The organism is Bacteroidia bacterium (genome assembly GCA_040880525.1).
Classification (GTDB): domain Bacteria; phylum Bacteroidota; class Bacteroidia; order CAILMK01; family JBBDIG01; genus JBBDIG01.
This window is the reverse complement of record JBBDIG010000028.1, coordinates 108,637-122,107: the sequence shown is the minus strand read 5'-3', so window position 1 is coordinate 122,107 and position 13,471 is coordinate 108,637. Positions and strand designations below refer to the sequence as shown.

Sequence of the window (13,471 nt, the reverse complement as noted above, 5' to 3'; positions counted from 1 at the left end):
TCGAGAGTCCGGAGTGCTTCTGACTCTCGATGGGGGATGCGGGGCTTTTTCACTTTTTGCGCAAAAGCGCAAAAAACTCCCCCCTTGAGGGGGGTAGGGGGGTGTTACCCCACTGCATAAACTCTTCAACCTTTGATGAAGCTATTGATTATAAATAGAACTCTCACATCCCATTTCTTATCCGCCATTGGCAAAATACAAGCAGGGCATACAACTGATTGCTATAATCCATTTTTCCACTAAAAAACCCATTTAAAATTTTATTTTGTAATTCATTATTTAAAAATTCAACTAACTCCGCTTTTATGAAAAGCTCAGAAAAATAAGACATTCCTCTCTTCCGTAAAAACCCTTCAACTGGTGCTGTAAATCCTGACTTGCGGCCCTGATGATGGCTTCCTGTTAATTCACAAAACCAGGAACGGAGAAACGCTTTGTTGCCTGGCTTTCCCATGCGGTCGCTGCTTTTCAGCGAAAATGCCAGCTCCACTACCCTGTGATCCAGAAAAGGAACCCGCACCTCCAATGCGCTGGCCATTGACATTTTATCGGTTAATAACAAAATATCATTAACTAAATAATTCTCAATATCAAATCGCATCACATCATTCATTAAATCACCGGACTCCCGCAATTTCAGTTGCTCCTGCTCATCAATTGAAAAATATTTAATCAATTCGCAATAGGATTCGTAATCATTCTTTCGGACGGAGCTAAGCATTTTAATCATAGCCCGGTTTAAATTGCCTATTGCCGAAGTGCGTGATTGGGGTAAAACCGACAGGGCCGCCACTATTGCATTTCTTAAAGGGCGTGGCAATAGCTTCAGTTTTTGGGCGAAACGCAATGCCTTATAGCGATTATACCCGCCAAATACTTCATCGCCACCAATTCCTGACAGCACCACCGGCACCTGCTTCCGCGTTTCGCGCGCCAGGCAAAACGACATGAGTGCCGAAGGATTCCCAACCCACTCTTCCTGCCATTCCAGGATTTCATCAAACTGCTCAAACAGTTGCGCCTCATCCAATTCTACCAGATGAAAATGATGGCCGAGGGCTTTCGCTAATTTCTCAGCCGCCCTTGATTCGTCAAGCCGGGGGTTATCCCTGAATTTTATTGTGAAAGCATCAATTTTAACATTAAGCTCCCGCGCCAGGATGGCGGCCACAAGCCCGGAATCAATGCCCCCGCTTAACCATAATCCTACCGGCACATCGGCCATGAGCCGTTTTTCCACAGCTTCGGTTATTTGCTGATTCAGTGGAGTTTTGCCTTCTTCTATTGAAATATTCTCAGGGGCCAATTCCCAATACCGCGCTAAATAAGTTGTATTGGTTTTAAGGTTATAAGAAAAATAACTTCCGGGCTGCAACTTCCTTATTTCTGTAAAAGGTGTATTATCACCATTTGTGTAAAGCAAATTAAAATATCCAGGTACAGCCGCACTATTTAAAGAAAGTTGTATATCAGGCAGTACCTTAATTCCCCTAAGTTCAGAACTAAAAGCAAAACAATTAGCATCCTCATAAATATAAACCGGTTTAATTCCAATCCTGTCGCGGACAATGATTAGCGTATTTTCAGGCCCGTCCAAAATCGCGGCAGCAAACATTCCATTGAGCCGCGAAAACCCATCCTTTCCCCACTCTGCATAAACATGCAAAAAAACCTCGGTATCAGAAGTAGAATTAAAAACATGGCCCTTTTTAATAAGCTCGCCCCGCAGTTCCTGGTGGTTATAAATTTCTCCGTTAAACGTAATTGTATAATCTTTATACGTCATTGGCTGATGGCCTCCGGAACTTAGGTCTACAATACTGAGCCGCGCATGCACCAGCCCCACGTTGCCCCGCTGCGCAATTCCTGTATCGTCAGGGCCACGATGTTGCAGCGATTTCTGCATCCGCCCCAGCATTGCCGGGTCCACATCCCCACCTGATTTATTGATGTACCCGCCAATCCCGCACATTATGCAGCCACTATTTTCCGGTAAAATGCAAGTAATCTATGTGCCACCGTTTGTGCGTCAAGGCCCTGCCTAATTAATTCGCTGCGACCGTTGGAGCGGCCTCCTGCCTGCACCACCCGGAAAATGGCCTGCGCCAAAGCCATTGCATCATGAGGCACAACGGCCGATGGTGATACGCCCTGTAGCCGCTCCGCCACATCCCCGCAATCCACGCTTACCACGGGAAGGTTGCAGGCCATCGCCTCCTTTACAATATTAGGGCTGCCCTCCTGCGTGGAAGTTACCAGCAATACATCAGCAGCATTCATCATCGCCACAAGCGTTTCCACAGGTTTGCCCATGACCACAACAAGTTCCGTTTGCTGATGCACATCCGGATATAGTTCTCTCAGAGCCGCTACGGCCTTTTCTGCCAGGGGGAGGTTTTTTTCAAGTGCTGCCTCCTTTGATTGATTAAATAAAATGGTAATCTTTTTATTATTGGATTTTTCCTCATTCCCATCCGGTTTAAATATTGAAATATTTACTCCACGGGTTAATACCATTGCCTTTTCTTTTACGCCATCAGGCAGGCGCTCATATATTTTTTTGCTGACACAAATAATTCCCGTGGCTTTTGTAGCACTGGTACGGCTCATCCACAATGCAATCTGTTCCCTTATTCGCCAGCGCAATCCGGGATAAGGGTGGCCCAGCATATCATTTCCGCCAAAAGTCACTACCCAGGGCATACGCGGTTTGCACAGCATCACAAGAAATGACGTTACCGAACCATATTGCGCATGAATCAGATTGGGTTGAAATTTCTGAATATGGTTTTTCAGCAACTTCCGAGAATAAAATAAGTATGTCAGGGAATTTCTAATGGTAAGATAAAATATTTCGTATAGCACCCCTGCACCCTTTACCGCCAACAATTCGCTCTTAATAAAAGGAGAATAGTGAATAGTGTGCTTCGTAACGTTGGCCGGAATAACGTAGAGTACCTTCAATTAATTAATTATATGAATTAAATGTAGCTCGAACAATTCGCGCCAGCGAATATATGTAGCTCGGAATTGCATTCCGAGAATTCGCCCCAGCGAATACAACCTGCGAGCGATAGGACCAATAAATACCTCCAATATTCATTTTTCTCATCACAAAGATGATAGATACTATCGCTCAACTAACTTGTCCAAAACCTCAAAAATCCGCTGGAAATCATCCTCACTTAAATTTGAGCCGCTTGGCAGGCAAAGACCAATATCGAAAAGGTGCTCGGCAACGCCACTGCCGAAGAAAGGATAAGCCTGAAACAATGGCTGCATGTGCATCGGTTTCCAAAGCGGACGGGCCTCAACATTTTCCTTTTCCAGCGTCAGCCTCACTTCATCGCGCGTCATGCCTTTGTTCTCCTTTGGCTCAATGAGAATGCAGGTAAGCCAGCGATTACTGAAACTGCCCTCGGCTTCCTCCTGAAATTGAATATTAAAACCGCTGTCGTTCCACTTATTAAAATAGCTTTTGTAACGGCTAAAATTTTCACGCCTTTTAGCAATACGTGCGTCCAATACCTGCATCTGTCCGCGACCAATTCCTGCCAGTACATTGCTCAGCCTGTAGTTATAGCCAACTTCAGAGTGTTGGTAATGGGGCGCTTCATCCCGTGCCTGGGTGGCCAGAAACCTTGACTTTTTTATTAGTGCCTCATCCGCTGAAACCAATGCCCCACCGCCACTTGTCGTAATTATTTTATTGCCATTAAAAGAGTAAATTCCAAAATCACCAAACGATCCGGTTTTTTTTCCCTGGTAGGTTGAACCCAGCGATTCAGCGGCATCTTCAATTACAGGAATATTATACTTGTTTCCAATTTCGATGATCTCGTTCAACCTGGCCGGCATTCCATAAAGATTGACAGGAATAATGGCCCTGATTCTGGCGTTGGCAGCAACCCCCTTTAGGTCACCGTTATTAATTTTCACTATGGCATTTTCAAGCTGCACCGGATCCATGTTCCAGGAGCCTGGCTCGCTGTCAATAAACACCGGAGTGGCCCCGGTATACAGTATCGGATTGGCCGACCCGCAGAACGTGAAGCTCTGGCATAGGACCACATCCCCCGGCTTTACGTCACATAATATCAAAGCCAGGTGCAGCGCAGCAGTTCCTGATGATAGTGCCGCAGCAAAACCTACCTGATTATAGGTTTCCAGGTCTTTTTCAAAGCCATTGACATGCGGCCCCAAGGGTGCAATCCAATTGGTCTCAAATGCCTCGGTTACGAATTCCTTCTCTGCCTCACCAATGTGGGGTGAAGAGAGCCAAATTTTATCTTTCATGTTTTGATTTTTAATGGGAAAGTTTCCCGCAGAATACTGTCATGGGCAGTAATAATTTTTGGCATCGCAAACACTGAAACGGAAAATGACAACGAAAGGAAGTGGTCATGGTGAGCGCAGACGAACCACGGGCTCAATAGCGTAGGGTTTAAACCCTACGCTATTGAGCAATTTATTGAGAAAGCTCGCAATGACAATTGGAGAGTAGGCTTTGGAAGGGTTTGTTATATTGATTGAGAGTGGCTCTATTCGCGACCAAAATGGCCCCCTTCGCCCCCAGAGGGGGTTTTGTCGTTTCGTTGGGCTGGGGTAGAAATGGCCTCCTTCGGCCCCAAAGAAACCCCCTTCGCACCCAGAGGGGGTTTTGTAGGCGCAGGCTTTGGAAAGGGTTTGTTATATTGATTGAGAGTGGCTCCATTCGCGACCAAAGAAGCCCCCTTCGCCCCCAGAGGGGGTTTGTAGAGCTTTATTTGTCGGTCTTCGTCTTTAGCTTCCCCCACCACAGGCCCACCGTTTCATGAATAACCTTATTCAACACCATCCCTTTTTTAAGGCCGGGCCACCAACGGAAAGACGTGGTTTCCGGGTCATTCTTGACCAGATGATCGCAGGGGGCGGGGATAATGGTGGTGACGCCAAAATGCTGAAACCAGAACATGGCCCGTGGAATGTGAAGCGCACTGGTGGCAATGATCACTGGCGTTTCGGTACCAAACCTTTTCACGTACATCGCAGCCTCATGTTCCGTGGTCAGGGTATTTGGCAGGTGAAACGTATCCGCAGGCGCCACACCCAGTGTCACCGCTGCATCCGCCACTGCCTCGGCCTGGGAACGGCTCTTGTCCAGTGCGGCTCCTGAAGTAACCACCTTTGAACCCGGCAGCGTACGGTATACCCGCAGACCCTCCATCATGCGCAGTGCTACTGTGCTGCCCAACTGTGACGTGGCGGGGAGGCTGGGATCATTGGTATAACCTCCGCCCAACACCAGGATATGAACCGGCTGATTGGTTTTTACAACCCCCGGCTGGAAAGGCGGATAATGCTTCTCCATTCGTCCGGACATGGCGTAAGGCAGTGGCGAAACAAACACCACAAAAATCCAGAGGACCAAAAAACCAACGGCATATTTAACCCACCTCCGCTTCCTGAACACAAAACAAAAAACAGCCATGATGGCTGTTAAATAGAAGGGATCAAGGAAGAAATAAATCAGGGATTTCAATAGCGAATATTCATTGTTGCTATTTGTAGGGTTTCCGGCCGGCAGTGCGATTCATGTAACTCTGAGCTTCTGCCCGGAGATTATTGCTATTTTAATTTTTCAACCTGCAGCTTATCACAATCACTTGTAATACAATTGCCCGTATTGAGATCAAAATCATAGTGATGCGCGAGGCAACGTAAAATACCCCCTGGTAAAACTTCACCTGTGGTTAAAAGATCATTCCCTGCATGTGGACAATATCGTGATACCGAATAGGTATTGCCATCCACATGCACCGTTATCCGTTCATCGGACTTTGGTTGGGTTTCGAATGTCTGCACTTCGCGCAACGCCTCTTCATCAGCAAACTTCAGCAGCCCCAACAAGTGGTCATTGTACCGGTCAGGATTGCGTCTTGCCCGAAACCTGAGCGACAGGAAGAAATCCTCCCAGGCCACCTCTTTTCTCAATATGGGCGGCAACCATCGTGAATCAAAAGAATATATATATCCGCAGTCCTCAATTCCCTGCCCTACTTCTTGCCGATCCTTTCTGAAGTCTACGTACCAATTTCCACCCCCCGAACCCTCAATTTCAAACCCAACGCGCATGTCTATTTTCTCGTTAAAGTATGAATTCAGACCAAGCAGCCACTCAAAGTATTCTTTGAACGGTTTCCAGAGTGAACTTTCAGGCTCAGGATGATCGTCATATATTTTCCTGATCTCACTTTCCCTGGACGATTGGTAAGCCCTCAGGTAAGCCCACCTATCCTGCAGATCCTGTTTGAACCAAAAAGCATCTTCCGTTTTCTCTTTGCCCACCGTAGACCATGTATCACCGGGAAGCAGGACAGTAATGTTTTCAACCCCTTTTTTCCTGAGGTAGGAAGCCACTTCAAACTGGTCCGGAAAAATACCTCCTTCCATTTCTTTATTGTACTGAAATAAAACGGGATCAAGGAAGGCAGGAGGCCCAGCAAATGGTAATCCCATAACCGGCTCCACGATTTTCATGCACCGGAAACAATAGGACAATTTAGCCGACCTTTTTTGTTTTCTTAACTGATCTTTTTTCTCTTCATCAAAATTGTACACCATCGGAAACCAGGATGCGCCTGCACCCTGAAAAGCGAACAGATTAATAACGCCTCCAACCTTTTGCTTTATATCTCTCAGTTGCATTGGGAATAGGCGTGCATCATTCATATTGAGGAGGGTGTGCCCTTCTGACTGTATGATGATGGCAGAATCATGATTCATGGGTGGTTCTGATACGAAGAACACGGTGGTTCCGGGTACAATTTCGTAGGTTTCCCATTGCGGAACTTCCACGATGGGTCGCTCTCCTCCCTGCCAGATCTTTTGCTTTAATACAGGAGATGGGTATTTAGGGACAATTACCGGAACACCTGGATCTACCTTGCTCAGGAACCAGGGATCACAATGATCAAGATGTTCATGAGAAATAACAATTGCTGTCGGATGATATAGCTCATCATCCTCTAACACATGTGCGTTATCAGGAAACTGGAACCAAGAACCCTGGAAATTTCCACTGGGCGAGAGCCACGGATCAATTAAAATAAGTGCATCTTTTGTTTGTACTTTCAAGCCAGCATGGCCTATTGAAGAAATTTTCATTAACTACTCTTTTTGCTTAAAACAATTTTTCCCGGTACACCTACCACAGTAACACCTTCAGGAATATTCTCTATAATCATCGCCTGCCCGCCAATGATGGCAAAATCGCCTATAGTAAGAAAATGATTGGTGGTGGCTCCGATTCCCATAAAAACGCCTTTCCCCATCACCGTGACCCCGCCCAGGTTCACACCAGGAGAAAGCGCACAATAATCGCCCAATTTTGCATCGTGTCCCAGAGCACAGTTCATATTGATCACGCAGAAATCAGCTATCCTGCTACCGTGATTGATGCTTACTCCGGGGTAAATAATATTTCCTTTTCCTATTTGAACGTCATTGGAAATCCAAACATTCCGCGATACAAAATTGGGAAAATGATAATCTGCAACATTAATTCTTTTTAAAATCTGTACTTTAATTTTTGGTGCTGCAATTCCAATAACCACCGAAACACCGTTGTAATTCGCAAGATCATCAATCGAACCTAAAACCGGAATATCCCAATACTTCTTCCCGGTTTTTTTCGGATCGTCATCCAAAAAACCTATTATATTATACTTTTCATTAAACAATTCCTGATTATTGACCAGGAATCCCGCAATATATCCTGCTCCTATAATGATCAAATCCTTTTCCGTCATAAATAACCCTCAATTTCCTTTTTCAATCCACGCTGCACCGGTAGTTGCCACAAAAGCTTACACCAGTTGTGGTTTCCTTCCAGCAACTCCGGACCTGAATCCGTAACGACCACATCCCAACCGATGGAACGGTTCTCCACCATATCCGTGGCGGCCTCCGTCACCATTTTCTTCAGCGCCTGCCAGCAGGGTATCTGAAAACCAACGATCTCTGTTCCTGTAATGGGATGATGTGTTTCGGTATTCTTGGTAATGTTGGAATAGACTGCGGGGCCTGTCACTATTCCTGTTTCATCGTCAACAGGTGCCGCCAGGTTACCGGCCGCCAGGTTGTCCACATGAGAATTTACAGTAATGCGTAGGCGCACACCCAGGATATGTACATTGCCAGATTCATCAAGTTGAGTAAAAACCCGCACAGTATTCAAGCCGCTGTCTGACAACCTGCGCAAGTCCTGATGTTGCACCAGATACTCCTCCAGCAGGTCAAGGCCATGCAGTTCCATCAGTTGCAGTACATCAGCCGGGGTTTTATCTTTTGAACCAAATACCCGTACTTCACGGCCACACTGGCCGTCCCGCGCTTTAATTACGAACTTACCTTGCGGTTGCTCTAATATTCTTTTTATTTTATCCGGATCTTTCTTCAATTCCTGTAACTCAAAATATGCATGGTGAATATATTTCGAAAAATGCTTCAGGAATAACCATTTATCATTCAGCACATCCCGGTATTTTCTGGGATTCATTTTTAATTGATATTCATACATGTATCCTGTGCCTGCATAACTCTTACGGGCTTCAGCATCTTTTTCATAAAACCGGAAATAAAAATAATCAATAAATGCTATTTTATACTTAAATGATGAGGTCATCACATCTTGTAGAATAGAAGGCCTGGATCTGCCGGTTGTTTTCTGCACATGATTCACAAATCCACGGAATTCTTTCCAATTGGTACTCTTTAGGTAATAACCAAAATATATAATCTTGTTGAACATTCAGTTATTTCCCTTAAAAGGTTGCATTGGGCGTTCAGCCGATTGGTTTATTCCTTCCTTCAGAATCACTTTTTTTATTGTTCTAAAAATAATTTTCATATCTAATAGAAAAGAAATATTATCAATATACCGGACATCATGCTCAAATTTTTTCTGCCAGCTTATCGAATTCCTGCCGCTTACCTGCGCCAATCCGGTAATACCGGGCCGAACCGCGTGTCTTCGTCTTTGCTCCAGAGAATAAAGGGGTATGTATTTAAACAACAGCGGGCGCGGGCCTACCAGGCTCATATCACCAATTAATACATTAAAAAGTTGGGGCAGTTCGTCCAAAGAAGTCTTTCTTATAAAGTGGCCCATTTTGGTTAATCGCTGATTATCGGGCAATAAATTTCCTGCAGCATCCTTTTTGTCGTTCATTGATTTGAACTTCACTATTCTAATCCTTTGCTCGCGCCAGCCGGGCCGTTCCTGGAAGAAAAAAGGAGAACCCTGGTTAGCCAAAGCCAGAAGGAGGGTCAGCAATAAAATGAACGGAGACAGCAGGAGCAATGCACAAAGGCTGGCAACAAAATCAAAGGGACGCTTAAGGTAATCTCTATAGACGCTCAACCTTTTCCGACTTTCCTATTATTTTGGCAAGGTCACGGGCCGAAATAAACTCTGCATCCGGCCAGCGTTCCACAATCTTTCCAAGCAACACTTTCAATGCATCCAGCCCTTTCTCACGATTCTTCTTATCAATATGTCCACAAAAGTTAACGCGGTGAGAACTGATGTTGGCTGGTTTGCCCCAGCGGAAGGCAGCTTCTATCTGGCGCAACGCCAGGTTAATCCAACGATCTGTATTGTCGTCTATTGGTTCAAAGATCACGTTACGAACAAGAATGGTGAGGCCGTTTTTTTTATCGTACCCAAGGAAGTTGAATTCCCTTGCATACTTTCCGGATTCCTGATAACGCTTTGTAAAAAAAGGTTTGTCAAGTGCCTCTATGCCATATTCGGGGAGGTGCTTCACAAGCGAGGGCGGAAACTGACTTGCCGATGGGGTAAAAACAGTGGCCTGCCGTCCATAGACTTCCCGGAAATCAAGCATCCCTTCTTTTATAATTTCCGGCATACCTGCGAGATCCTCCTTGTTCTTAAAGCCAAATGCTGCACTGTACTTGAAATTTCCATCCCCTTTGGTTTGGAGAGCAATATTGGAGCGATGCTTCAGGGATGCCATAAGCTGCGCATCCTTTTCCTTTAACTTCTGAAGAAAAACCCTGAGATTGAAATGCTCCCGTCCATGAAATTCCGGTGAAAGATATCCCTCCTCCATGCCTTTTTGCCAGAGTTTCCAGGTGCCTTGATATGGGATTGGATCTTGTTCCGCTTTTCTTTCGAATGTATGGCTCACCAGTTCTGAATAATACTGTCCGTCATCCTCCGATGCCATCTTCTCAAAATCAATGTTACGGGTCAGGGCATAAGGGGTAAAAACGGCTGGCTTCCCATGTTGGTCCTTCACCGTATCCAGCACCTCAAAAAGTGCCTCCAGGTCTTCCCTTGTCTCCAGGGCGTCATAACGGTCAAAACGCTTTAGGGCCGGGTATCCGGCTTCATCCAAGGCTTTCCTTGATTCACTTGAATCAACCCGCACATTACCGTAGTCATCCACCGAAAAAACCACCAACTTTCGTTTGGTACGCCAGCCAGGAATGTTCTTGAAATGATCAATTATTTTCATCGCAACCATGAATTGACGACATTAAAACCGCATGAAAATAACCAGCCTGTAAATCGCTAAAAACATCATTTATCCAGCCGGATATTGAATAATTATAATATATACCTGAAGGAATATCAACAAAAGGTGATTTAATAAAATCCGGGTCAATTACTGGTACCTGACGATCAATCACCATAACATTATCCGAATCGTAAAAATCATATTCTTTGCTTTTTTGATTTGTGGTAATAAGTTTTCTCTTTGCCCCTAAAACCTAAATGGTTCGCATTGTTAATCCGGTTTGACCAGGTTCCTCAACATCCAGAGATGCTTTGGTGCGTGCCATATACCGGGTAGCAACATCAAGCGTCAAACTGATGGTATGGAAATTTTTCCCCCACGGAAAGAAAGACCTGTACTTTTAATTTTCGAAGCCGGTTCCGCAACCACAAGAAGTTCTTCCATTGAAATAAAATTCGTGGCCTTTCATTAATTGAGAAACCGGGCTCTGTTCATTTAACATCAGCGTGCAACGAAGAAAAATGGGGCCTCTTGGCAAGAATAATAACTTCCACATCATATCCTTTCTCCGCCCTATAATTGGCCAACTGGCTGATGACCCGTTCAGCTCCACCAGAAGTTAATGCATAACGATGAATGATAATACGGGCTTAGGCAAGATTTTGATAAAGGCTTTGACATTTCTGAAAATCAGGATGGTTCTGCAAAAAAACAATTACTTTTTTCTTTTTAATTTCCTTTTCCACTGTGGGGAAGCTCGCACCTAATTTGTCTTTTGCCCCAAAAGGTTTATCCTTTAATTCATTCACTTTCGCTTCTATGGTTGCGTCATTTAACATTGCTCTTTCAGGCAATTTACTATTGATGTTTTTCATCACTTCAGCAGGACTTTTTGTGATCATCCCAAACGTAAATAGATTTACCCGGTTCCTGTTGTCGTTTACATATTGATAATATTGAATATAATCAGAGATCAACATCTGTAAAAGTGTTTGATCAAGGGCATCATCGGCAGGTGCTCTACCCCGCAGAGCAAAGTGCTTGAGGTAATAGGAACTTATAGCATTTAAGGGATCACGAAACAGGATAAAAACCGGGAGTTTGCGTTTTAATGCAATCTTAATGGGCGCCACAGCATGAAGATGATGTACCACATGCAATTGCGGCCAGATACTCCGGATCAGAAAAATACCAAAGGTATTTCCTGAGCGTGGAAAGCCATCGAAATAAAAGGAACTTTCTTTTTTGAACCAGTTAACCCTAACACCGCGGTGTTTGCGGTAAAGGTGATACCACAGCCAGAAAAGAACAGGGTTTGATTTTACACTACTCCTCATCATTATAAATTGTTTAAGAACATTAAATTATCATCTCCAAAACCAAAACAAGCGATCAATCCAACTTCCCCTTGCAATTGACTGAACTTAATCGCTTATAATGAAACCCCAGATCAGCGTCAATGGTCAGGTTTTTTCTTTAGACGGATTACATTACCTGTCAGCCTGTAGGGAGCCGAATAGGTTGATTCCGCATTTAAATGCCCCATAACAGGATTTACCTTTATCATCCTCTCAGGATCTCTTAAAATAATCTTCGTACTTAATCCTGTAACTTTTTTCACCAAACCAAAAACCTCACTTAGTGTATTATATAAAATCCAGTTCAACAGGATTTTACCTCTAACCTAATAATACATTCACTACTTGTTCAGCAGAACTTTTTTTACCCCAACGTTCCAATGCATATTCTTTGGCTTTATGGCCTAAAGCATTTCTCTTTGCTTCATTTTGTACGATATCTTTTATAGCTTCCACATAAGCCAACGTATTTTCCGGTTCAATGAGATAACCAAGCCCTTCAGGAACGACTTCCACAACAGGATATATTTTGGGCCCTACAACCGGTCGACCCATGCACATTGCCTCTGCGAAGACCATCCCAAAACCCTCCCGTCTAGTTGGCAGGAAGAAGACATCAAAACTCTTGAATAGCCAGGGAATTTCATTTGCAGGTAAATAGTCACTGACTAAATGCACTATGTTCCCCAAGCCTTCTTCCCGGATCTTGGCTTGATACTTTTCCCGCTTACTACCATTACCCCTGATCAGAAACTTCACATCAGTGTCCACATTCTTGAAATGGTGTGCCACCGAAATGATGGTATCAATACCTTTAAAATCCTCAATTCTGGCGATTGATCCGACCACAAAGGTGTTCCGATCATTCATTATGGCTTCAACTATGGGATGCCTCCCCTCATAAATATTCTTTGCTGATGCTACAAACTTGGGATGAAGATCATGCCCTACCATTATACACTTTTGCTGGTCTATACCTGAGTCAATCGCCTCCTTAAGAATTGTATCGCTAACAAAAAATATCTTGTTGGTAATCTTTGTCAGCGATACATCAACTTTTCGAAAGAGCCATTTTTGAAAAGAGCCCAACTGTTCTTCCCGATGGAGGAAATCATCCTGATGGTGATAAATGCGTTTTACCCCGACAAGCTTAGCTGCAATTCTTCCCACAAAACCCACCAAAGTGCCCCGCGTATAAATGACATCGGGTTTAATTTTTCGGAGTACTAGATAAAACTTCATCAAAGTCCAGGGCAATTTGATAATGGTTGAAACTGCCATGAACTGAGGGATGGGACATTCATGCAATTGGGCTTCCAGTTCTCCTAATTCCTCCAGGGCCACCTTCTTATTGGTTTGTTCACTGGAGTAAATGATGTGATAGTCACAACCGGATTCCTGTAGCAAATCGGAAATGTTACGGCCAAAATTTGAAATCATGTTGGCATTAGCCGATGATTGAACGATTACTAAGTTCTTTTTCATTGAATGAATACTACGACTTCTTTATTGTCATTTTTCACGACTGAAATGCAAAAAAAACCGACTTGTCCCCTGTAAAATATCTTTATTTCATGTGTCGACACG

The 13,471-nt window shown here is 44.2% G+C and carries 12 protein-coding genes; all 12 read right to left on the bottom strand.

The genetic code is table 11. From position 1 onward, the window contains the following. Window positions 1-163: 163 nt before the first annotated feature. Window positions 164-1,972, bottom strand: coding sequence for an asparagine synthase (glutamine-hydrolyzing) (gene asnB, locus WD077_08535; GenBank protein ID MEX0967272.1), 1,809 nt, complete (start codon window positions 1,970-1,972; stop codon window positions 164-166). Next, the gene (locus WD077_08530) at window positions 1,972-2,964 is read right to left on the bottom strand and encodes a glycosyltransferase family 4 protein (GenBank protein ID MEX0967271.1); all 993 of its coding nucleotides are present in this window, start codon (window positions 2,962-2,964) and stop codon (window positions 1,972-1,974) included. The genes asnB and WD077_08530 overlap by 1 nt, the downstream gene beginning before the upstream one ends. 165 nt (window positions 2,965-3,129) lie before the next feature. Continuing rightward, complete coding sequence (locus tag WD077_08525) at window positions 3,130-4,296, bottom strand: DegT/DnrJ/EryC1/StrS family aminotransferase (protein MEX0967270.1); 1,167 nt, start codon at window positions 4,294-4,296, stop codon at window positions 3,130-3,132. A 466-nt stretch (window positions 4,297-4,762) separates the two neighbouring features. Continuing rightward, window positions 4,763-5,410: an ElyC/SanA/YdcF family protein gene (locus WD077_08520; GenBank protein MEX0967269.1), complete on the bottom strand. Its 648-nt coding sequence runs from the start codon at window positions 5,408-5,410 to the stop codon at window positions 4,763-4,765. A 197-nt stretch (window positions 5,411-5,607) separates the two neighbouring features. Next, window positions 5,608-7,146, bottom strand: a complete 1,539-nt coding sequence (locus WD077_08515) for an MBL fold metallo-hydrolase (protein MEX0967268.1) — start codon at window positions 7,144-7,146, stop codon at window positions 5,608-5,610. Further along, the gene (locus WD077_08510) at window positions 7,146-7,790 is read right to left on the bottom strand and encodes a NeuD/PglB/VioB family sugar acetyltransferase (GenBank protein MEX0967267.1); all 645 of its coding nucleotides are present in this window, start codon (window positions 7,788-7,790) and stop codon (window positions 7,146-7,148) included. Before WD077_08510 ends, WD077_08515 begins: the two co-directional genes overlap by 1 nt. After that, window positions 7,787-8,791 carry a sugar-transfer associated ATP-grasp domain-containing protein gene (locus WD077_08505; protein MEX0967266.1) on the bottom strand — a complete coding sequence of 335 codons (1,005 nt, stop codon included), beginning with the start codon at window positions 8,789-8,791 and terminating at the stop codon, window positions 7,787-7,789. Before WD077_08505 ends, WD077_08510 begins: the two co-directional genes overlap by 4 nt. Continuing rightward, window positions 8,792-9,403, bottom strand: a complete 612-nt coding sequence (locus tag WD077_08500; GenBank protein ID MEX0967265.1) for a sugar transferase — start codon at window positions 9,401-9,403, stop codon at window positions 8,792-8,794. Further along, window positions 9,390-10,523 carry a hypothetical protein gene (locus WD077_08495; protein ID MEX0967264.1) on the bottom strand — a complete coding sequence of 378 codons (1,134 nt, stop codon included), beginning with the start codon at window positions 10,521-10,523 and terminating at the stop codon, window positions 9,390-9,392. The genes WD077_08500 and WD077_08495 overlap by 14 nt, the downstream gene beginning before the upstream one ends. A gap of 653 nt (window positions 10,524-11,176) precedes the next feature. Further along, a complete protein-coding gene (locus tag WD077_08490; protein MEX0967263.1) occupies window positions 11,177-11,866 on the bottom strand; it encodes a hypothetical protein in 690 nt (229 codons plus the stop codon). Window positions 11,867-11,982: 116 nt separating this feature from the next. Beyond that, window positions 11,983-12,192, bottom strand: a complete 210-nt coding sequence (locus tag WD077_08485) for a hypothetical protein (protein ID MEX0967262.1) — start codon at window positions 12,190-12,192, stop codon at window positions 11,983-11,985. A 13-nt stretch (window positions 12,193-12,205) separates the two neighbouring features. Further along, complete coding sequence (locus WD077_08480) at window positions 12,206-13,369, bottom strand: glycosyltransferase (GenBank protein ID MEX0967261.1); 1,164 nt, start codon at window positions 13,367-13,369, stop codon at window positions 12,206-12,208. Between the last annotated feature and the right edge of the window lie 102 nt (window positions 13,370-13,471).